Origin of the sequence: Niallia alba, from assembly GCF_012933555.1 — a bacterium.
Lineage (GTDB): Bacteria > Bacillota > Bacilli > Bacillales > Cytobacillaceae > Niallia > Niallia alba.
In genome coordinates, this window is the sequence record NZ_JABBPK010000001.1 from 1,819,837 (window position 1) to 1,840,822 (window position 20,986).

Here is a 20,986-nt window from a genome sequence, read left to right on the forward strand (position 1 = left end):
TTAGATGAAACGAATCATCTGCTAAGTCATTCTTCTTTTTGCTTTGGAAATCGCTTGGCTTTTTTGGCAGATTCACGAAGCAAATACTCAATATGACTGTTAATGCTGCGAAAATCATCTGCAGCCCATTTTTGCAGTACTTCGTATAGCTCCGGATCAATGCGTAATGGAAAGCTTTTTTTCTTCGTCATGTATACCACTCATTAATATAAAGTACCTGTATTAATTACAGGAGTTGTAGGATTTTCGGAAACAATCGCTACTAGTAAATTATTTACTAATTGTACCTTTCTTTCATCATCTAATTCAATGATTTTATCTTGTTCTAATTGGTTAATGGCCATTTGCGCCATACCCACAGCGCCTTCCACAATTTTTTGACGAGCAGAAATAATAGCAGAGGCTTGTTGGCGCTGCAACATTGCTTGAGCAATTTCAGTAGAATAGGCTAAATGAGTTAATCTTGCTTCGATTACCTCGACTCCAGCAAGATCAAGTCGAGCTTGTAATTCTGTTGTAAGCTCGTTGGAAACTTCTTCTGCATTTCCTCTTAATGTCAATTCCACATTTTCAAAGGTATCATATGGATATTTCGTGGCAACATGGCGGATAGCTGTTTCACTTTGGATTTCTACAAATTCCTCATAATTGTCCACATCGAAAATCGCCTTAGCTGAATCAATTACTTTGAATACAATAACGGCTGCTATCTCGATTGGATTCCCATCGACGTCATTTACTTTTAATCGCTTACTGTTAAAATTGCGTACACGTAAGGAAATGGTTTTTCTTAAAGTTAGTGGAATTGTTAAAAATAATCCACTACTGCGAATCGAACCTAAATACTTACCGAAAAAGGTTACAACTACAGCCTGATTTGGTTGAATAATGGTGATCCCACTACTAAGAAGTGCAGCTATTAATATAAACGGAATGCCTACACCTGGAAGTTCTTGTACAAGTAAATAGACACCAAGAAAAAGGGAAATAGCAATAAGGAGAACACCGATAAATCCATTAAAATGAAATGCGTTTTTTTCTTTCAAATGAATCACTCCTATAATTTCAATTTGATATAATTATGATATCACTTTTGTATAAAATTGTAAATGGATGATATGGTGATTTATGCAAAAAAAAAGAGATAGCTCTGGCTACCTCCGATTTTTCCAGTACTATTCTGTTCGTAGTAATTCTATCAACGTCTTTCCAATAATGGTGCCAGCTGTCCTTGGTGCAACTTTTGCAGGTAAACCAAGGGCCCATAAGGTTTGAATATGATGTTCCTTAGCAGCGGCAAAATCTGTTCCTCCAGGTTTGCTAGCTAAGTCAATGATTAAAGCCTGGCTTGGTAATTTTTTTAGAAGGTTAGAAGTTAAAAGAAGTGTTGGAACAGTATTAATAACAATCTGTTGAAGTGGGATTTTTGATTCTAATGCAGCTTCAAAAATTGGAGCCAATCCCATTTCAATCACCCTTGCTTCATCTTCTTTTTTTCGAACAAGAACTGTAACTTTTGCACCGACGGCAGAAAATAGGCGGGCAACAGTCTTACCAACTCTTCCAAAACCGAGAACAAGTACATGAGCGTTATGTATCGTAATATCCGTATGCTGGATTGCAAGCATTAACGCCCCTTCTGCAGTTGGAATTGAATTAAGAATCGCTACATCGTTTCTTGCAAAGAGAGCAACCAAATTTCGGTTTGTTTCTGTTGCAATTTGTTTTAAATAAGGCGTTATAATGCCTGAATACATAGTGGAGTTCGGTTTTGTTTTATTAATCATTTCTTTAGTTAGAAGAACCTTTTCCTTGGAAAATGTCGATTCGGCAATTCTGTTATCTTGTATTCCTGGAATAGGAAGGAGGATACTGTCCACTTCATGAAGTGGGACTCTTTGCCACTTAACTTTTATGACATTCTCATAAGAAATGGAAGCATCTTCAAAACCAATTAAATAAATTTTGCTTAATTCTGGTGCTAAAAGGCGGATCACTTCAAGCTGTCTAAAGTCACCACCGATGATTAATAGTACCTGTTTAGGATTCAATCATTCCACTTCCTTTCTTGTATGTGTAAAATAGCACACCTCCATATAAGAAAATATATGGAGGTGTAGATGTATTCAGACTATTTTCGTTTTATATTATTTGTTTCCTTAGTTTTTGAAAATGGTTGTAGTTAAAGTTTATATTTTTTTATTAATTGAATCAACTCATCTGTCATGGAAGCAAGTGTATTAGCAGAAGAAGATATTTCTTCCATTGCAGCAAGCTGTTCTTCTGTTGAAGCTGCAACTTCTTCAGAAGAAGCAGCATTGTTTTTAGCTAAATCTGATATTACTTCTGCTGTTTTTTCCGTTTCTTGCGCAAAAGATAATATATCATTTAATGTCGAAGATACTTGAATCATCTGTGGTGATATTAGATTCATATTATCATATATTTCCATAAATTTGTTGATGGCTTCGTCTGAAATCTCCAGCCCTTTCATTACATTTTTCTCTACAGTGGACATGGTTTGAACTGTCTCTATTGAATCTTGTTGTATTGCTTTGATGATTTCGGTAATCTGACTTGCGGAGTTTTGGGATTGTTCCGCTAATTTTCTTACTTCATCTGCTACAACAGAAAATCCTTTGCCTGATTCACCAGCTCTGGCTGCTTCGATTGCAGCGTTTAGAGCAAGTAAATTTGTTTGATTGGAGATATCTGTGATTACATCTACAATAGCGCCAATTTCCTTTGTACGATCATTTAAAGAAATAATTACTGTATTAGAATCTGATACGGAATGATGAATTTCATTCATCTGATTTACTGTTTTTTGGACAATCGATTTTCCATCTTCTGCTTTTTGAATAGTTGTTTGTGTACGCTCTAAAACCTCATTAGCATTTAGTAAAACGTTATTTGTTCCACTTACTATTTGATTTAAGGAGAGAATATTGGCTTCAACGCCTTCTGTCTGTTTTTCAGCACTAACAGCAACATGTTGGATAGCAGTTGCAACTTGTTCACTAGCTTCACTTGTTTGACCAGCACTAGCATTTAATTCTTCAGCAGTTGCGGCAACTGCAAAGGAATGATTTTGTAGTGTTCCTAATAGTGTTTTTAAGCTAGCTTGCATGGTTGTAAAGGACTGGGCTAGTTGTCCAATTTCATCATTCGATTCTATAGCTATGACTTCTGTAAGATCTCCGTTGCTAATTTTTTGCGCTTTATTCTGAATATCTCTTAGTCTTTTAACAAGTGAACGAATAATTAAAATAATAATTGCTCCACCAATAATAATCGAAAGAGCCATTACTAAAAGACTTTGTTGTAAAATAGGTTTTACGGCATTATCTATTTCTGTGTCTAACATAGAACCAACAATCTTCCAGCCTGTTTGCTCATTTGTTAAATAGGATAATGTTCGCTTTTCTCCTTTATTAATGTAGGGATGTTCGCCAGAATTTTTTTCATAGAGATTAGGAAAATCTTCATCAACCTTTGAACCGGTTTCGTTTACAGGGCTGACAACATATGTTTGTTCTGCATCTAAAAGAAGGATATAGCCTTTTTCTCCAATTTCTACTTCTTTAGTTGTTTCTTCTAATTTAGAAAGATTAAGATCAATTCCTATTACCCCAGCTCCATCTTTCGTTTTCTTGGTAATAGTAATGACCATTTCTCCTGAACTAGCATCAACATAAGGACTTGTTATAATTGCTTTATCTTCTTGGGAGTCCATCGCTTGTTTAAACCATGTTCTTTCTCTTGGATCATAATCAGCTGGTAAATCTAAAGCAGGAGAGGTATACATTTTTCCATCCTGAGTCCCTAAATAAACGGCATCGGTTTCTGGATGAAGTCCTTTATATTGCTCAAGCTTTGTCATAAGTGCCTCTGGACTGTCCTCGTTTTTATCATATAATTCATTTGTAATGATTTCTGCCAAATAATCTGCATCATGAAGCTTTGGGGAGATCGTGTTGTCAATACTGCTATTCAACAATTTTACATTCTCTTTTGTGCTCTCCATTATTTTCTCACTAAGTTCATGTTTTGCGCTTTGAAAAGATAGGTAACCCACAGTCAAAGTAGGAATAATTAGAATAAGGACAAAAGCAATATAGAGTTTTGTGCTTAAATTTAAATTTCGGTTTAATGATTTTATTTTTTTCATTAACACCATCTCCTTTCTATTCATTTTTATAAATTACATAGTTGCTAGTACTTATTAGAGAACCGAACTATGCAACACTTTTCGCATTTGCTTTATAAAAGTTAATTATTATTTCGACAAGTTTTGACAAAAATGAAGGGTTTTTATAAAATCTCTCATTTTTATTTGTGAAAAGTCAGAAAAAAATAACGAAATTGTCACAAATAAAAAACAGCTGTTAGTCAGCTGTTTAAATTCGTTATAAGGTGTTAGCTTTTAACATTCTATTTTTAAAGGCTTTTGGTGAACATTGATTTTCACGCTTGAATAACTTATAAAATTGCGCCATATTTGTTATGCCAACTTCATAACTGATTTCTAGAATGCTTTTATCAGTAGTTAAAAGTAATAACTCTGCTTTTTTTATTCGCTTCAAGTTTATATAATCGACAAAAGACATGCCCATTACCTTTTTGAAGTATTTGATAAAATAATGATAGCTGAAATTCAATAGCTTACAGACATCTTCAACAAGTATTCTGTCTTCTAAATGGCTATCTATATAATCTAAAACGGGTTTTAGTTTGGTAAGGTCTTGTTCTTCTGAATAGTGAAGCATATTTTTGGTATCGTTTCTCACGAACAAAAGTAATAGTCTTTTTATCGAATAATTGATAGCAATCTCGTATCCTTTTTCTTTTGTTTGGCTTTCTTTATGTATCTCATTAATTAAGTAATGTACTTCTTGTTTTATTTCTTTATTATCTTCAAATATGTAATTTATCTTTTCTAATGGATGTGTTAATTCGGAAAAGCAATAGAAATAGGGAAGAATACTTTGATCAAAGTGTTTATGAAGATCGATTTGTAAGACAATATAGCGCAATTTACCTTTCTTCACTTTACTTGTTCTATGCGGTTGTGACGCTCCCATGATAAGGACATCCCCTGAAGAAATCGTTAGATAATTTTCTTTCGTTTGTACCGTCAAATCTCCATCAATAATTGCAAGTAACTCTACTTCTTTATGATAGTGCCAAGGATAATAATCAACCGGAGTCATTACATGCTCTCTTTCATCATTAATTTCCCATACTTTTAAAGACAATAGAGGATTCTGATAAATTACTTTTTCATTAACTGGTTGATTAATGGTATGCTTTGTCTCCATTTCCACTTTATATTCTCCTCCTGTTCAACGAGACTCAGTGGTATATGTTCTCCTCTCTATTTTAGCAGAAAGCTGGCAATCAAATGACATAATTGCATAAAAAAAAGACAGGATTAAGGATTTTTTTATGCGCTTACATTTCATATAATGAAGCCATATTTAAAGAGAGAAGGAGTGGCTAAAGAATGATTACAGTTTGGAACGAAAATCGTCATGAAAAGAAAAATCCCGTAGTAGCGGAAATTTATCCAAATGGCATTCATGGTACGATTGCTGCGTTTTTGGAGAAGGCAGGTTATGAAACATATACTGCAACATTAGATGAACCAGAACATGGACTAACGGAGGAAGTGCTGAATAATACGGAGGTATTGGTATGGTGGGGACATTTAGCACATCACGAGGTACAGGACGAAATCGTACAAAAAGTGAAACAACGTGTCTTAGATGGAATGGGGCTAATCGTTCTTCACTCTGGCCATTTTTCGAAAATATTTAAATCTCTAATGGGTACTAGCTGTGACTTAAAGTGGCGAGAGGCAGACGATCGTGAACGTTTATGGGTTGTAGCTCCTAATCATCCAATTGTGGAAGGGATAAATGAATATATTGAATTAGAAAAGGAAGAAATGTACGGCGAACATTTTGATATTCCAGCACCAGATGAACTAATTTTTACTAGTTGGTTTGAAGGAGGAGAGGTTTTCCGCAGCGGCTGCACGTATGCAAGAGGAAATGGTAAGGTATTTTATTTTAGACCAGGTCACGAGACATATCCAACCTATCATCATCAAGAAATTCAACAGGTTATTATAAACGCAGTTAAATGGGCAACACCAGTTAAGCGAGAAAAACCTGTTTATGGAAATGCAAAACCTTTGGAAACCATTTCAGTTAAGTGAATTATAAGGAGGAAAAAATAATGGCTAAATTAAAAGTAGGCGTAATCGGATGTGGAAGTATTGCACAGCATCGTCATATTCCAGAATATTTATGGAATAATCAGGTAAAATTGGTTGCGCTATGTGACATAAATGAAGAAAGAGCAACTGAAATTGCTGAAAAGTATCAAGTTCAAGCATTTACAGACTATAAAGAACTATTAAAAATGGAGGAATTAGATGCAGTAAGTGTGTGTACACCTAATTATCTTCATGCACCTATTTCCATCGATGCCTTGAATGCAGGTAAACATGTTCTTTGTGAGAAGCCGATGGCTACGTCAGAGGAAGAAGCAGCTCAAATGATAGAAGCTGCCAAAAACAGCGGCAAAAAATTGATGATTGGACATAACCAACGTTTTGTAGCATCCCATCAAAAGGCACATGAGTTAATTAAAAGTGGAGAAGTAGGGAAAATATACAGTTTCCGCACTACATTCGGTCACGGTGGTCCGGAAGGTTGGAGTGTGGATGGAAAAGAAAGCTGGTTCTTTAAAAAAGAAGAAGCATTTATTGGTGCTATGGGTGATTTAGGGGTACATAAAGCAGATTTGTTACGGTATGTATTAGGAGAAGAATTCACGGAGGTTGGAGCATTTGTAGAAACAAATGCAAAAGAATTCTCCAGTGTTGATGATAATGCTGTTTGTATTTTAAAAACAGAAAGTGGCGTTATTGGAACATTGACAGCAAGCTGGGCTTATAGAGGGAAAGAAGACAATTCCACTGTAATCTATGCAGAAAAAGCGGTCATTCGTTTAGAGGATGATCCGAACTATTCGCTAATTATTCAATATACAAATGGGGAAAAAGTGAATTATGAGTTAGGAAGAATTCAGTCAAATAATGAAGGTGGACAGAATAAGACTGGTGTAATTGACCATTTTGTTGAAAGTATTGTAGAAGATAAAGAGCCGCTTATTTGTGGAGAAGAAGGGAAAAAATCGTTAGCTATTATTCTTGCAGCATTAGAATCGCAAGAAACGAAGACTATTACGAAAATATAGATAGACCGTATTCATGTAAATTGGAACGGATGAAAAGGAGAGTTCTCATGAAATTAGGTGTATTTACCGTTTTATTTGCAGAGAAGTCATTTGAAGAAATGCTTGATGCAGTGAAAGAAGCTGGTATTCAAGCTGTTGAAATAGGTACAGGTGGATATCCTGGAAACAACCATTGTAATTTAGAAGAATTATTGGAGTCAGAAGAAAAAAGAAAAGCGTATCTTGAAGAGGTAGCGAAACGTGAGCTAATCATAAGTGCATTCAGTTGTCATGGAAATCCCATTTCACCAGATAAAGCATTTGCTCAGGAATCTCATGAAACGTTAATTAAAACAATTAAACTAGCATCTTTGATGAAGGTTCCAGTTGTAAACTGTTTTTCTGGAACAGCTGGTGATCATGACGGAGCGAAATATCCGAATTGGCCTGTTACACCATGGCCGAATGAATATGCTGATGTGAAAAAGTGGCAATGGGAAGAAAAATTAATCCCGTATTGGAAAGAAGTAGGAAATATTGCAAAAGAACATGGAGTGAAAATTGGGTTAGAGCTACATGGTGGATTTCTTGTGCATACCCCATACACACTATTAAAATTGCGAGAGGAAACATGTGATGCGATTGGCGCAAACTTGGATCCTAGTCATTTATGGTGGCAAGGTATTAACCCAGTTGCAGCTATTAAAATTCTAGCAAAGGAAAATGCCATTCACCATTTTCATGCAAAAGATACGTATATTGATCAGGATAATGCCAATATGTATGGCTTAACAGATATGCAACCATATGGCGAAGTCCAAACTAGGGCTTGGACATTTCGTTCAGTCGGATGCGGACATAGTGTTAGTGAATGGTCGGACATGATGAGTGCTTTACGAACTTATGGATATGACTACGTTGTCAGCATTGAACATGAGGATCCAATTATGTCGATTCGAGAAGGACTAACAAGAGCTGTTACCAACCTGAAATCTGTTCTGATTGAAGAAACACCTTCCCAGATGTGGTGGGTATAAGCTTTAGGAAAGAGAATACGGTTAACATTCAATTTTAAAAATGGGAGCGGGGGAGAAAAATGTCCAAATTAAAGGTAGCGATTATCGGGTGTGGTAATATTTTTCCTATGCATGCACAATCAATCGTATCAAGAGAAGATGCAGAGTTAGTTGCAGTTTGTGATGTAAAGTCTGAACGAGCAGAAGAGAAAGCGAAAATCTATCATTGTGCCGCCTATACAAACTATCAAGAAATGTTTGAAAAAGAAAATCTAGATGTTTTGCATATTTGTTTACCACATCATCTGCATGCACCGGTGGCAATTGAAGCTGCGAAAAGACAGATTCATATTTTAACAGAAAAACCGATGTCTATTCACTATGATGATGCTGTAGAAATGGTAGAAACAGCGAAAGAAAATGAGGTAACCCTTGGTGTCATTTTCCAAAATCGCTATAATCCTGGATCACAGCTAATAAAGAAAATGTTAGAAAATGGAGAACTTGGTACAGTAAAGTCCGGAAAGCTATCTGTAACATGGGATCGTTCTGATGAATATTATCAAAAAAGTGATTGGAAAGGTACATGGGAAAAAGAAGGAGGCGGGGTAATAATCGATCAGGCAATCCATACAATGGATTTAATGCGATGGTTTATAAATGATGAGATTAAGTATGTAGATGCATCCATAAGCAATCGGGCCCATGAAATAATTGAAGTAGAAGATGCAGCAGAAGGAGTTATTGCCTATAAAAAAGGGATCGTGACTGCTTTTCATGCAATTAATTATTATACGTATGATGCTCCGGTTGAAATAGAGCTGCACTGTGAAAAGGGAATTGCCAAAATGGTTGCGGATCGGGCAACTGTACGTCTACTGGATGGAAGAGAATTTATTGCAGACAATAACCCTCAGGAAACTTTTCATTATGAAAATGGTGTAAAAGGATATTGGGGAGTAAGTCATGTAAAGCAAATCAATAATTTTTATGATTCGTTAGTAAATGGAACTCCATTAGATATAACAGGAGAAGAAGCATTAAAAACACAAAAAATGATCTGTGCTGTATATGAATCTGGGAAGAAAAAAGAACGTGTTTATTTTAAATCGACAGTTGAAACATTATAAAAAAACTAATTACTAAATATTTCAAAGTTTAAATTTTCGAAAAAGCTATATTAATTCCGTAAATTTCGGAAGATATAGCTTTTTTCTTTTAAAAGTCATTCTGCTACTCTAAAAACCTTTTTTGTAATGAGAAACTTATCGAAAAAAATATAAAAAAACACTTTACAAATCGTAATCGTTACGGTTAATATAGTATAGTCGATGAAACAATCTTTTATATTTCTAATTTAATATTTTAAATCGTAATAATTTCGATTTGTATGGATAGGAGTTTATCCCACTCTTAATGTGCAGTAAGACCACCACCTCAAAACTGAGGGGAATGGAGGAAACTAGGTGGGGGAAGGATCCGTCAAAGTACATAACTGCCATGCAGGATGGAACTTATTCAAGAATCCTACTCCTGCATGGCACTAGAATAATAAGGGTATGAATAAAGAAAGGTATGGTAATTATGAGAGTAAATATAACACTTGTTTGTACAGAAACAGGAGACCGCAATTATATTACAACAAAAAATAAGCGAAATAATCCAGATCGGTTAGAACTTATGAAATATAGTCCACGATTAAAACGAAAAACTTTGCATAAAGAAAGTAAATAAAAAGGTTGGGTGAAAAAAATGGGGAAAAAATTTAAATTAGTTAGTATTATGTTACTTGCAGTATTGGTAATAGCAGCATGTGGGAAAGGGAATAATGATGAGTCAAGTGGAGCAAACAAAGAAAAGCTACAAATTATGACTACTTTTTATCCTATGTATGAATTTACGAAAAATATTGCAGGCGATAAAGCGGATGTAAAATTACTTATTCCTTCTAATCAGGAACCACATGGTTGGGAGCCAACTCCGAAAGATATAGCTAATGTACAAGCTTCAGATTTATTTATCTTTAACAGTGTATATATGGAAAGTTTTATCGATACAATTAAGTCGGCAGTTGATAATAAGGAAACAGTATTTGTTGAGGCTAGTAAAAGTATAACATTAAAAGAGGGTATTACCGATGAACATGATCATGAGAGTGAAGAAGCAGACCATGACCATGAGGGTGAAGAGGCAGATCATGATCATGAGAGTGAAGAAGCAGACCATGACCATGAGGGCGAAGAGGCAGATCATGATCATGAGAATGAAGAGGCAGAACATGACCATGAAAGTGAAGGAGAGGCCCACGAGCATAGCCATGAGAAAGATCCGCATGTGTGGTTAAGTCCAGCATTAGCGATTAAAGAAGTAGAAACAATTACTGAAAGTTTAATCGAAGCAGACCCAGATAATAAGGAAACATATCAACAAAATAGTGAAAAATATATTGCTGAATTATCTGCACTTGACCAAAAATATAACGATGCTTTAAGCAAAGTAGCAAAAAAAGAAATGATTACACAGCACGCTGCATTTGGGTATTTGGCTAGTGAATATGGACTTACACAAGTGCCGATTGCAGGATTATCACCAGAACAAGAACCAAATGCACAAAGATTAGCTGAATTAAAAGAATTTGCAAAAGAACATGATATTAGTGTTATCTATTTTGAAGAAACTGTATCTAAAAAAGTAGCTGATACTCTGGCATCTGAAATTGGTGCAAAAACTGAGGTGCTAAGCACTTTAGAAGTGTTAAGTAAAGAAGATGAAGAAAATGGATTAGATTATATTAAGGTAATGGAACGCAATTTAGAAAAAATTGTTCAAGCTCAACAATAATCGAATCGTTTATCCCACTCTTAACGGACAGTAAGACTCCCCCCTCAAGCTTAGGAGAACACGAGGAAGAAAGGTGGGAGATCAACTGCCCGTAAAGGTCCGATTGGTTCAACTAACCATCAGTGGGGAAGGAAGTTTCACTTTATTTAAGCCTCTATGGGAGTTTTCTTAAGCTCTAATAGAGGCTTTTAATGTAGTATATATTGGCTGTTGATTTGCTCAAGATAAGCGTGCTATTGTATAAATGAAACCGTTTTATGGAGGGGTATAGATGGTCGCAAATCAACGGATTGTGTTTATTGGTGATAGTATTACACAGGCAGGAAAATTTGAAGATAGTGAGCAGATTGGTTATGGATACGTTCGTTATATTAAAGACTACTTTGTTATTAATCAACCAGAAGAATTACCAATTATTTTTAATAAAGGAATAAATGGTAATAGAATCCCTGATCTAGAGCAACGTTGGGAAGCGGATGTTCTATCCTTATGCCCCAATCTAGTATCAATATCGATTGGGATTAATGATGTGTGGAGGCAATTAGATCATCCTGAATGGAAACAAGTGACTCCAGTGAGATTTAGAGAAATCTATGATCGGTTATTAGAACAGGTAACTAAGAATACTGAAGCCAGTATCTTTTTGATGGAACCAACAATTATTGAAGAAAAGATGGAAGCAGAAGGCAATATTCTATTAAAGGATTATGTAGAAGTGATTCATCAACTAGCAGAAAGATATAGTGCGACAGTTGTCCCAACACATCAAGTATTTATAGAGTATTTACAAAAACAAAATCATCAAGTATTAACGACAGATGGTGTACATATGAATTCTGCTGGAAATATGTTAATGGCGCAAACCTGGTTAAAAGCTTATAACAAATATATGGAAGCAAAAAAGAAGACTTTATAAATCTTCTTTAAAAAAGAGGTCTTGTTACTAGAAAGCAAGCCTCTTTGTTTTTCTATTAAATATTTGATTTAAGCAATAGAAAAAGAGCAGCTGGGCTAATTTTGCAAAGATTCCATTATTAGAAAAGAAAGTCTTTCCTAAACCGAAATATCAAGGTATGATAGGGGAAGCAAATAGAAAGAGAGTGAATAACTATCATGGCGATGCGACTTAGAGATTGGGATCGAAATTTAAAGATTCGCCTTGCTGGTGAATCAACGGTTAATGTTACATTTTGGATGTTTTTTCCGTTTTTAGCGATATATTTTACTGAATCCTTTGGAAAATCAATTGCTGGGTTCTTATTAATACTTTCTCAAGCTTTTTCTGTTGTCGCTAATTTGCTTGGCGGCTATTATGCAGATAAATTCGGTAGAAAGAAAATGATGGTCATATCAAGCATGGCGCAAGGGATTGCATATCTAATTTTTGCTCTAGCAAGTTCTCCTTGGCTTGATTCTCCGGCCATTAGTTTTATCTGTTTTACTATTGTTAGCCTGTTTACTAGTATTTATTGGCCAGCAAGTCAGGCGATGGTGGCTGATGTAGTAAAAGAGAAGGATCGTAGCAGCGTTTTTGCTATTTTCTATACGTCTACTAATATAGCAGTAGTAATTGGTCCGATACTAGGAGGCTTCTTTTATAAAGATTATCGCTTCTTTCTCCTTTTAGCAGCTGGACTATTAAATATCCTATTAAGTATTGTTTTAAAAATTTGGATTGCTGAAACAGCTCCGCCATATAAAGAGCTAGATCGTACGAAAAAGAATTGGATAATGGCACTTGGTACGCAGTTAAAAGACTATCAAGTAATTGTAAGAGACCGCACTTTCTTATTGTTCATTTTAGCAGGCATATTAATTGGGCAAACCTTTATGCAATTAGATTTATTATTACCAGTATATGTTGATGAAATGGTTGCTACGCAAAACTTAATTTCCATCGGGAATTGGTCGTTAGAAATTCAAAGTACACAGGCTTTTGGATTAATTTTAGCGGAAAATGGATTAGTAGTAGCTTTATTTACGATTATGGTGACAAGATGGATGGCTAAATTCAAAGAGAAGAATGTTTTTATTGTTTCTTCCTTTATTTATGCAACGGCTGTTATTATGTTTAGCCAAACAAATTTAATTTGGGGACTAATGTTCGTAATGCTGCTATTTAGTTTTGCAGAATTGATGACAGCAGGAATTCAACAAAGCTTTATTTCCGAAATTGCTCCAGATAACCAACGAGGAAAATATTTTGCAGCAGCAAGTCTCAGGTTTACTTTTTCAAAAATGATTGCACCGCTATCGATTCCAATGAGTGCATGGTTCGGATTCGAATGGACATTCCTAATTATCGCAATACTAGCCGTAATAAGTGCTTTTATTTATTATGTGATGTTCAAACAATTCGAAACGAAAAAAAGAAATCTACAAGCTGTGAAACAATTATAAAGGACTGCAAGTTTCCTCCCCGCAAGTGGCTATAAGTCAATTACGGGGAGGTTTTGTTTTTTTTAAATAATTTTCCTTTTTATCCAAACTTTTTCCTTTAGTCTTTCGTCTAATAGTAAGATAAGAAAGTTTAATGTCAAAAAAATAAAGAATCAATATGCAAAATTTCTATTAATAGGATCTATCACGTTGTATAGTGTCCAAGTCATTTATAACCTTGGAATGTGCATGGGGTTTCTACCAGTTATTTCTTTATCCTTGCCATTTATAAGTTATGGTGTTGTGCCAACCGTTATTAATGCATTATTAATTGGTCTAATATTAAGCGTTATTCGCAGAAAAAATTTTCAATAGTATTTGGGGGAACGGTATGATTCGAATGTATCTTGAGGCAATGGTTATTTATATATTAATGGGAGCACCGATTTATCTATTAATTCGGTATTTATATGTCAAATGTAAAAAACAACAAATACAATGGATCAAGGAAAGCCTTCTCTTTCTATTTGTCATGTTCTGTATTGGGGTAGCATCACAGACCATTATTCCCCATTGGTATATGACGATTGGAGAGGATGGAAAACAGCAACTTTCTATTCAAATGACAGAGGGGGTAAGAAGCATTAATCTTATTCCTTTTTCAACGATTTATTCTTACTTAGCTTTTTCAAATGATCAAGTTAGTAATTGGCAACAGGTTTCTCTAGTCAATCTATTGGGAAACGTTCTTGTCTTTGTCCCGTTTGGAATTTTCCTGCCATTATTATGGAGCATATTTAGAAAGTTTACGTCATTACTTTGGATGTCCATTTGCATTCCGTTATTTATAGAGATTACCCAATTATTTATTGGAAGAAGTACCGATATTGATGATGTTATTTTAAATATGTTAGGGATTATTTTTGGTTTTTTCCTATATAAAATCCACCATAATCTTTTTCATAAGGGAAAAGCATTTGTTGATATTAAAGACTAGCAAAAATTGATTTATATGTGCCCTTTCGGTGTCACTAATGGTTAATTTTTAACACCTTATGTTAACCTTTTTAAAAACTCTTTAGTAACCTGAGTAATTCCTTTATGCGCAGGATAAATATATCCAAAGTAATAGTTGTTTTTTATCGTATCTACAAATGGTAGTGTGACATAGCTGTTATTGTTTGCTAAACCAGTTATTGTTTTAAAAGCATAATCGTAGCCTATATTTATGGCCGTATTTCTTTCTAATGCATATCGAATAGTTTCTACATTGTTGGTGGTAAATAAGATTTCCATTTTATGTTCTAAAACATCTAAGTTTTGGACAAAGTCTAAGATAGAATGATCGTTATATAAAATAATTGGTTGATTCTCTAGCATTTTCTCGGTGATGTACGAATTGTTTGCTAAAGGAGACTTCTTATTTACTGCAACAACCATACATCCATTATATAATTTATGAAAACGTATGTTTTTGTTATTCTTGATATCTTCTTCCGTATATAGAATGAAACCAATATCTACTTCTTCCTTTATAACTTTTTCAATAATATGCTGAGAATTATCCTCTTCTATAGAAGCCTTGGTGAACGGAAAATCTTTTTTATACAAAGTTATTTGATCTGCCAGCAAATCCAATGGACCTGGAAAGGTAGCGATTTTTAACTCGCCTTTTAATGTATGTGTAAACTTTTCGGCTTCATCGAAAAACGCTTGTAATTTCTCCAGTACTTCGTTAGCTTTTTGAATAAGAATTTTTCCTTCGCCTGTTGGATGTGTTCCTTTTCTTGAACGATGAAAAATGGTAATGCTCAATTCTTTTTCCAGCTTTGTCACAGATTGACTAAGAGCAGGTAAAGAAATATTTAATTTTTGAGCAGCCGTTTTTAATGAGCCAGCATTTGAGATTTCTACTATATATTTTAATTGCTCTATATTCATAAATAATCCCTTTCCGAAAATGATAGATTATAGTTAAGTAACAGTTAACTATAGTTAATTATAATATAATTTTAAATTAATAACATAAGTACTATAATTAAATTGTTTCTGAAACTTAAGTTTTTAAGGCCTTAAATAACAAATAGCTAGGAAAAATAGTAGATAAGCTATAAAACTATTTAAGTCAGGGGATGTTTGGTAGTGAAAGCTTTAAGATGGCATAATCAAAAGGATATTCGATTAGAAAATATAGAAGAACCGCAAATAGCACAAGGAAAGGTGAAAATTAAAGTAAAATGGTGTGGTATTTGTGGCAGTGATTTACATGAATATTTAGGTGGACCTATCTTTATTCCGGTAGATCAACCACATCCTTTAACAAATGAAATAGCACCTGTTACATTAGGGCATGAATTTTCAGGAGAAATAGTGGAAATTGGAGAAGGAGTAAGCGACTATCAAGTAGGTGATCGTGTGGTTGTTGAACCTATTTTTGCGACACATGGCCACCAAGGTGCTTATAATTTAGATGAGAATATGGGATTCCTTGGTTTAGCAGGTGGAGGTGGAGGTTTCTCTGAATATGTCTCTGTCGATACAGAATTACTTCATAAATTGCCAGATGAATTGTCCTATGAGCAAGGAGCATTAGTGGAGCCTTCAGCTGTAGCTTTGTATGCTGTTCGTTCAAGTAAAGTTCAGGCAGGAGATACGGCAGCCGTTTTTGGTTGTGGTCCAATTGGCTTACTCGTAATAGAAGCGTTGAAAGCAGCAGGTGCAACAGATATTTATGCAGTGGAGCTTTCTCCAGAACGTCAGGCGAAAGCAGAAGAACTTGGAGCGATCGTTATAAATCCAGCTGAATACGAAGATGTTGTAGCAGAACTTATTCATCGTACAAATGGTGGTGTAGATGTATCTTTTGAAGTAACTGGAGTACCAGTAGTTTTAAAACAAGCTATTCAATCTACTTCCATTGCAGGGGAAACAGTCATTGTTAGTATTTGGGAAAAAGGGGCGGAAATCCTTCCTAATGATATCGTCATTAAAGAACGTACTATTAAGGGAATTATTGGTTATCGAGATGTATTTCCTAGTGTGCTGAATTTAATGAGAAAAGGATATTTTTCAGCTGATAAATTAGTGACGAAAAAAATTAAATTAGATGATGTTATTGAAGAAGGGTTTCAATCATTGATTTCCGAAAAAAATCAAGTGAAGATTTTAGTAAGTGCAGAATAAATGATAGAATTTAAAAACAAGGATTTCCGGAAAATGGATATCCTTGTTTCTATTATATTCTCATTCAACTGCTTCATTCATTTCTGTTGGACCAGTTTGTTCATCTAACTCTTTTGGTGGAACCGCACGTTTGACAAACATGGCAAGCACAAGTGCTACAATTACGATACCAACGGAAATAAGAAATGCATCATTAATTCCCTCAAGCATTGCTTTCATTCCAAGCTGCTCTTGCATGGTTGCAATTGCTTCTGGGCTTGGTTGAGTAGTTGTATTACTCATTTTTTGCATTGCTTCTTGCGCTAATTCCTCACCATGTGTTTTTGTACGTTGAGACATGATGGTTATCATCACTGCAGAACCTATCGCACCTGAAACCTGAGACAACGTATTATTTAAAGCTGTACCATGAGGATTCATTCTAGATGGTAATTCATTTAATCCATTTGTCATAATTGGCATCATAACCATAGACATACCAAACATACGTAAGGAATAGATAATCACAAGTGTAGTAATAGTTGTGGTCATGGATAATTGACTAAACATATAAGTTGTGAAAGCCGTAAGTGCTAAACCTACTAAGGCTAGTGTTCTTGCACCATATTTATCAAAAAGCCTGCCCGTAATCGGAGACATGATCCCCATGATAATCGCACCAGGTAATAATAATAGACCCGAATGGAAAGGTGAGATACCTCTAACTGTTTGAATATACATTGGCATAAGTAGCATTGCAGAGAATAGTGCAATGTTTACTACAACCGTAATGATCGCTGACAAAGAAAATAATGGATACTTGAAGATTCGGAACTCAAGCATGGGAGCAGTCATTTTTAATTGACGAAGCACAAAGAAAATTAGCGCTATTAGACCAATAATTAAAGTTCCATATACATGAATGCTACTCCATCCCTTTGTTCCAGCAGAACTAAATCCGTATAGTAATCCACCGAACCCTAAGCTTGATAAAAGGACAGATAGGCGGTCGATATGAATATCTGTTTTTTCTTTTTTATCTTTAAGTTTGAAAATTGCTAAGACTAAGACCATGATAGCAAAAGGCGATACAACATAGAACAACATTCTCCATTCATAATGTTCCACGATATATCCTGATAAAGTAGGACCAATTGCTGGAGCAAATGTCATAATAAGACCAAAAATCCCCATTGCACTCCCGCGTCTTTCTATTGGAAAGCTAGTCAACAAAAAGTTCATTAAAACAGGCATCATAATGGATGAACCAGAAGCCTGTATCATTCGAGAAAGCAACAAAATTGGGAAGGAATGTGCTATTCCAGCCATTAATGTACCGGCTACAAATAGAGACATTGCTGTAATAAATAATCTTCTTGTCGAGTATTTTTGAATTAAAAATGCAGAGGTTGGAATCATAATTCCATTTACAAGCATATATCCTGTAACAAGCCATTGACCAACCGAAGGATCAACCTTGAAGTCTGCACTAATAGATGGTAAAGCAATATTTAATAGTGTTGAATTTAGAAATGCGACAAAGGCACCCGCCATTAAAATAACGATAATGCCATATGGCGGTTTTTTTTCATTCGATGTTGCATTTGTGTTCATTAAAACAATTCCTCCCTATGAACTCTACGTTCTTTTTATCCATTGGATCTAAGCCTAAATAATAATATACCTGTAGTATAAATATTGCAATAAAAATGTTTAGAATCCCTAAATAAAAAATAATTTCTTTACAATTCGCTTTTATTTAATTGAAAAAAACCTTATTAAAACAATGTTTTACCACCATATCTTAAAGAGAAATGATTGTAATTCTTCTCTAAATAACCTAGTATATAAATTGAACCAGCAGTCTAAATTTATTATCAAGGTGGTTAAATGAACAAACGTAAAAAGCATGTTATGGATAAAGCGCATGAATTATTTATTGAAAATGGATTTCAGCACACATCGATTCAAGATATACTAGCTGCAAGTAATATTTCAAAGGGGACTTTTTATAATTACTTTTCCAGTAAAAATGAATTGTTAATTTCTATTTTCAAAAACATTTATACAGAATTGGAATGGCAAAGGAAACAATTGCTTATAGGGCAGGATAAAGCTGATAGTGTTCTATTTATAAAACAAATAGAAATGCTAATTAAGACAAATAACCAATATAAGATAATTTCTTTATTTGAAGAAATTCTTTTTACAAATGATGAAGAATTGAAAGGCTATATAAAAAACAGAAGAGTGCATGAGTTAAACTGGGTGTACAATCGGTTAATGGATGTTTGTGGACCAACAAGCAGAAACTATTTAGTAGATTGCTCCATCCTGTTAATGGGAATGATTCATTCTACTATTTATATGCATAGCTTAGTTTATCAGGAGAACGCCAATATTCATCAAATTGTTCAGTATTGTGTAAATCGAATTTTAGAGATGGTAAAACAATTATCTCATTCTAAGGATGTTCTTTTAAAGCCAGAGACGCTTTACAATTTGATTAATGTACAATCATTAAAAGATCATGATTCTGGAAAAAAGGAAATTCTTTGTTTGCTTTATAAATTGAAAGCAGATTTAAAAAGAGCTGAAGAATTTTTTCAAACTCAAGAAAAAATGGATCAATTGTTAGAGTTTATTGAAGAAGAAATAGAGATGAGATATCCTAGGTATTTTATTTTAGAAAGTACATTGAAATCCTTATCGCTGGAAGTGAAAGATACGCCATTTACCGAAACAGTGGTTACACTTGCGGCAAGAATTGAGAAAGTATTCTCCAAACAGAATCGTTAATACCTACGGATAAGGGAAAAGTCAAAGTGTTAACTGACTTTTCCCGTTTTGGTTTGCAAGCTTAACGCAGTTAAGGAATAAACAATGCTCCTATTACGAACAACTTGGTTTATTTTTACCTAATTTATGTCGCATAAAAAATGTGGCAGCTGCAATGATCAAAACAAATGCTAAACTAACAAAAAAGCCGATTCGTACTGCTTTTTCTATAATAGTACCTGCTACTGCGATGGCGATGAGCAATATACCAAAGGACGCCTTTAATTTATCCCACAAATTTCCTTGAAGTACTTTAAAGGAAGAAAGGAGGATGAAAGTCCAGTTATATAATAGAAGAATTCCGGCTGCTGTTGTAATATATTCGAATATTTTCCCAGGCAATAATAGTGCTGCAATGACAGAGGCAAAGAGTCCAACTCCTCCGAGAATAAAGGAAGGAAGAGGTAACTGATTGAATTTTTTTAGCTTTTTTGTAAATATTTTGGGGGCATCTCCACCTTTTGCCATTGTCACTAAAAGGCTAGTTACTCCAAACAGAGCTGCTGTCATTGTGGAAAATCCAGCGATTATGATAGCGCCATTAAAAACATGGGGGAAAAAGTTTAAATGATAGTCCGATAACGCAGTTACGAACGGACTTTCTTTTTCCGAAAATTGATCTAGCGGAGCTAAAATTGTCGCTAATCCTAATGAAAGTACATAAATAATTACAAGAATAATAAGCATATTGGTGCCGGCTTTCGGTGCATCTTTTTTATCCTTCAGCTGCATCGCCATTAATCCAATGACTTCAATTCCGCCATAAGCGTAAAATGCGAATAATAATGAAATCCAGAAGCCTTTATAGCCTTTTGGAAAGATGTCATCCATGGAACGAGGAATGGAGACATCACCGTTTCCACCATGAATCCACCCAAAAACAGCAGCGGCAGCTAAACCGATAAACATAATGATGGCTGCTGTTTTAATAATGGCCAAATAATTTTCTACACGATCGAAGCCTTTTGTTCCTAGAAAGACAACAAATAAGGAAAGAACTGCATAAATACAGGCAAACACCCATAATGGTATTTTGGGAAACCAAAATTGAGATAAAAGGGAAAGCGCTGTTAATTGGCTTCCCATGATTAGAATATTAGAAAACCAATAATTCCACCCACAACTAAAGCCAGCCCATGGACCAAATGCTTTGTTTGCATAGTAACAGAACGATCCTTCTTGTGGATCCTTTGCAGTCATTTTTGCTAATTGGTTAAAAACAATATACGTACCGATAGCAGCTAAGATAAATGTAAAAACAATGGAGGGGCCTGTTTCCTTTATTCCTAGACTAGAACCAAGAAAATAGCCCGTACCAATCGTACAACCTACACCAATTAATGATAGTTGCCACCACTTAAGATCTTCTGATTTTGAGTTTGCTTTTTTATTATAGAAAAGAAAACCCTGGGCTATGCCTAGGGTTCCAAAAAGCTTACAGCGTGGTATTAAAAAAACTTCCTCGTGGTGCTAAAATATTTTTTGGTTCGCCAACCGAAAAT

General features: G+C 34.7%; 20 protein-coding genes. 12 read left to right on the forward strand and 8 right to left on the reverse strand.

The window, feature by feature from the left end; all coding sequences use genetic code 11:
* Positions 1–26: 26 nt before the first annotated feature.
* The 5 genes from HHU08_RS08730 to HHU08_RS08750 all read right to left on the reverse strand — a co-directional run bounded on the left by HHU08_RS08730 (position 27) and on the right by HHU08_RS08750 (position 5,321).
* Positions 27–191 carry a hypothetical protein gene (locus HHU08_RS08730; protein WP_016200850.1) on the reverse strand — a complete coding sequence of 55 codons (165 nt, stop codon included), beginning with the start codon at positions 189–191 and terminating at the stop codon, positions 27–29.
* 12 nt (positions 192–203) lie between these two features.
* Positions 204–1,046, reverse strand: a complete 843-nt coding sequence (locus HHU08_RS08735) for an SPFH domain-containing protein (RefSeq protein WP_169188295.1) — start codon at positions 1,044–1,046, stop codon at positions 204–206.
* A gap of 129 nt (positions 1,047–1,175) precedes the next feature.
* Positions 1,176–2,051, reverse strand: a complete 876-nt coding sequence (dpsA, locus tag HHU08_RS08740) for a dipicolinate synthase subunit DpsA (protein ID WP_016200852.1) — start codon at positions 2,049–2,051, stop codon at positions 1,176–1,178.
* A 131-nt stretch (positions 2,052–2,182) separates the two neighbouring features.
* The gene (locus HHU08_RS08745) at positions 2,183–4,171 is read right to left on the reverse strand and encodes a methyl-accepting chemotaxis protein (RefSeq protein WP_016200853.1); all 1,989 of its coding nucleotides are present in this window, start codon (positions 4,169–4,171) and stop codon (positions 2,183–2,185) included.
* 238 nt (positions 4,172–4,409) lie between these two features.
* Positions 4,410–5,321, reverse strand: a complete 912-nt coding sequence (locus tag HHU08_RS08750; RefSeq protein WP_169189641.1) for a helix-turn-helix domain-containing protein — start codon at positions 5,319–5,321, stop codon at positions 4,410–4,412.
* 185 nt (positions 5,322–5,506) lie between these two features.
* On the opposite strand from HHU08_RS08750, the gene HHU08_RS08755 reads away from it, so the two are divergent.
* The 10 genes from HHU08_RS08755 (at position 5,507) to HHU08_RS08800 (ending at position 14,481) form a co-directional block, all read left to right on the forward strand.
* Positions 5,507–6,223: a ThuA domain-containing protein gene (locus HHU08_RS08755; protein WP_016200855.1), complete on the forward strand. Its 717-nt coding sequence runs from the start codon at positions 5,507–5,509 to the stop codon at positions 6,221–6,223.
* Positions 6,224–6,243: 20 nt separating this feature from the next.
* Positions 6,244–7,269, forward strand: coding sequence for a Gfo/Idh/MocA family protein (locus HHU08_RS08760; RefSeq protein WP_169188296.1), 1,026 nt, complete (start codon positions 6,244–6,246; stop codon positions 7,267–7,269).
* A gap of 47 nt (positions 7,270–7,316) precedes the next feature.
* A complete protein-coding gene (locus HHU08_RS08765) occupies positions 7,317–8,285 on the forward strand; it encodes a sugar phosphate isomerase/epimerase family protein (RefSeq protein WP_016200857.1) in 969 nt (322 codons plus the stop codon).
* A 59-nt stretch (positions 8,286–8,344) separates the two neighbouring features.
* On the forward strand, positions 8,345–9,394 hold the full coding sequence (locus tag HHU08_RS08770; protein WP_016200858.1) for a Gfo/Idh/MocA family protein: 1,050 nt from the start codon (positions 8,345–8,347) through the stop codon (positions 9,392–9,394).
* 454 nt (positions 9,395–9,848) lie between these two features.
* Entirely contained in the window at positions 9,849–9,998 is a 150-nt protein-coding gene (gene rpmG, locus HHU08_RS08775) for a 50S ribosomal protein L33 (protein WP_016200859.1), read from the forward strand.
* Positions 9,999–10,016: 18 nt separating this feature from the next.
* The gene (locus HHU08_RS08780) at positions 10,017–11,105 is read left to right on the forward strand and encodes a metal ABC transporter substrate-binding protein (protein ID WP_169188297.1); all 1,089 of its coding nucleotides are present in this window, start codon (positions 10,017–10,019) and stop codon (positions 11,103–11,105) included.
* Between the two features lie 271 nt (positions 11,106–11,376).
* Positions 11,377–12,021: an SGNH/GDSL hydrolase family protein gene (locus HHU08_RS08785; protein WP_169188298.1), complete on the forward strand. Its 645-nt coding sequence runs from the start codon at positions 11,377–11,379 to the stop codon at positions 12,019–12,021.
* A 203-nt stretch (positions 12,022–12,224) separates the two neighbouring features.
* Positions 12,225–13,505 (forward strand): MDR family MFS transporter, encoded by a 1,281-nt coding sequence (locus HHU08_RS08790; protein ID WP_169189642.1) that lies wholly within the window; start codon positions 12,225–12,227, stop codon positions 13,503–13,505.
* A gap of 144 nt (positions 13,506–13,649) precedes the next feature.
* Positions 13,650–13,859 (forward strand): FtsW/RodA/SpoVE family cell cycle protein, encoded by a 210-nt coding sequence (locus tag HHU08_RS08795; protein WP_268870217.1) that lies wholly within the window; start codon positions 13,650–13,652, stop codon positions 13,857–13,859.
* A 16-nt stretch (positions 13,860–13,875) separates the two neighbouring features.
* Complete coding sequence (locus tag HHU08_RS08800; protein ID WP_016200863.1) at positions 13,876–14,481, forward strand: VanZ family protein; 606 nt, start codon at positions 13,876–13,878, stop codon at positions 14,479–14,481.
* Between the two features lie 56 nt (positions 14,482–14,537).
* On the opposite strand, the gene HHU08_RS08805 is transcribed toward HHU08_RS08800, so the two are convergent.
* Complete coding sequence (locus HHU08_RS08805) at positions 14,538–15,425, reverse strand: LysR family transcriptional regulator (protein WP_101730122.1); 888 nt, start codon at positions 15,423–15,425, stop codon at positions 14,538–14,540.
* A 201-nt stretch (positions 15,426–15,626) separates the two neighbouring features.
* On the opposite strand from HHU08_RS08805, the gene HHU08_RS08810 reads away from it, so the two are divergent.
* Positions 15,627–16,667, forward strand: a complete 1,041-nt coding sequence (locus tag HHU08_RS08810) for a 2,3-butanediol dehydrogenase (protein ID WP_169188299.1) — start codon at positions 15,627–15,629, stop codon at positions 16,665–16,667.
* 60 nt (positions 16,668–16,727) lie between these two features.
* On the opposite strand, the gene HHU08_RS08815 is transcribed toward HHU08_RS08810, so the two are convergent.
* Positions 16,728–18,260, reverse strand: a complete 1,533-nt coding sequence (locus HHU08_RS08815) for a DHA2 family efflux MFS transporter permease subunit (protein ID WP_016200866.1) — start codon at positions 18,258–18,260, stop codon at positions 16,728–16,730.
* Positions 18,261–18,536: 276 nt separating this feature from the next.
* Here HHU08_RS08815 and HHU08_RS08820 point away from each other — a divergent pair, with 276 nt between their 5' ends.
* The gene (locus tag HHU08_RS08820) at positions 18,537–19,445 is read left to right on the forward strand and encodes a TetR/AcrR family transcriptional regulator (protein ID WP_101730121.1); all 909 of its coding nucleotides are present in this window, start codon (positions 18,537–18,539) and stop codon (positions 19,443–19,445) included.
* 93 nt (positions 19,446–19,538) lie between these two features.
* On the opposite strand, the gene HHU08_RS08825 is transcribed toward HHU08_RS08820, so the two are convergent.
* The gene (locus HHU08_RS08825) at positions 19,539–20,900 is read right to left on the reverse strand and encodes an amino acid permease (protein ID WP_169189643.1); all 1,362 of its coding nucleotides are present in this window, start codon (positions 20,898–20,900) and stop codon (positions 19,539–19,541) included.
* Between the last annotated feature and the right edge of the window lie 86 nt (positions 20,901–20,986).

Bases quoted from the DNA above. Each gene is read 5' to 3' on its own strand.
- HHU08_RS08730 (WP_016200850.1), bottom strand. From the start codon at position 191: ATGACGAAGAAAAAAAGCTTTCCATTACGCATTGATCCGGAGCTATAC.
- HHU08_RS08745 (WP_016200853.1), bottom strand. From the start codon at position 4,171: ATGAAAAAAATAAAATCATTAAACCGAAATTTAAATTTAAGCACAAAA.
- HHU08_RS08750 (WP_169189641.1), bottom strand. From the start codon at position 5,321: ATGGAGACAAAGCATACCATTAATCAACCAGTTAATGAAAAAGTAATT.
- HHU08_RS08755 (WP_016200855.1), top strand. From the start codon at position 5,507: ATGATTACAGTTTGGAACGAAAATCGTCATGAAAAGAAAAATCCCGTA.
- HHU08_RS08760 (WP_169188296.1), top strand. From the start codon at position 6,244: ATGGCTAAATTAAAAGTAGGCGTAATCGGATGTGGAAGTATTGCACAG.
- HHU08_RS08765 (WP_016200857.1), top strand. From the start codon at position 7,317: ATGAAATTAGGTGTATTTACCGTTTTATTTGCAGAGAAGTCATTTGAA.
- HHU08_RS08770 (WP_016200858.1), top strand. From the start codon at position 8,345: ATGTCCAAATTAAAGGTAGCGATTATCGGGTGTGGTAATATTTTTCCT.
- rpmG (WP_016200859.1), top strand. From the start codon at position 9,849: ATGAGAGTAAATATAACACTTGTTTGTACAGAAACAGGAGACCGCAAT.
- HHU08_RS08780 (WP_169188297.1), top strand. From the start codon at position 10,017: ATGGGGAAAAAATTTAAATTAGTTAGTATTATGTTACTTGCAGTATTG.
- HHU08_RS08785 (WP_169188298.1), top strand. From the start codon at position 11,377: ATGGTCGCAAATCAACGGATTGTGTTTATTGGTGATAGTATTACACAG.
- HHU08_RS08790 (WP_169189642.1), top strand. From the start codon at position 12,225: ATGCGACTTAGAGATTGGGATCGAAATTTAAAGATTCGCCTTGCTGGT.
- HHU08_RS08800 (WP_016200863.1), top strand. From the start codon at position 13,876: ATGATTCGAATGTATCTTGAGGCAATGGTTATTTATATATTAATGGGA.
- HHU08_RS08805 (WP_101730122.1), bottom strand. From the start codon at position 15,425: ATGAATATAGAGCAATTAAAATATATAGTAGAAATCTCAAATGCTGGC.
- HHU08_RS08815 (WP_016200866.1), bottom strand. From the start codon at position 18,260: ATGAACACAAATGCAACATCGAATGAAAAAAAACCGCCATATGGCATT.
- HHU08_RS08820 (WP_101730121.1), top strand. From the start codon at position 18,537: ATGAACAAACGTAAAAAGCATGTTATGGATAAAGCGCATGAATTATTT.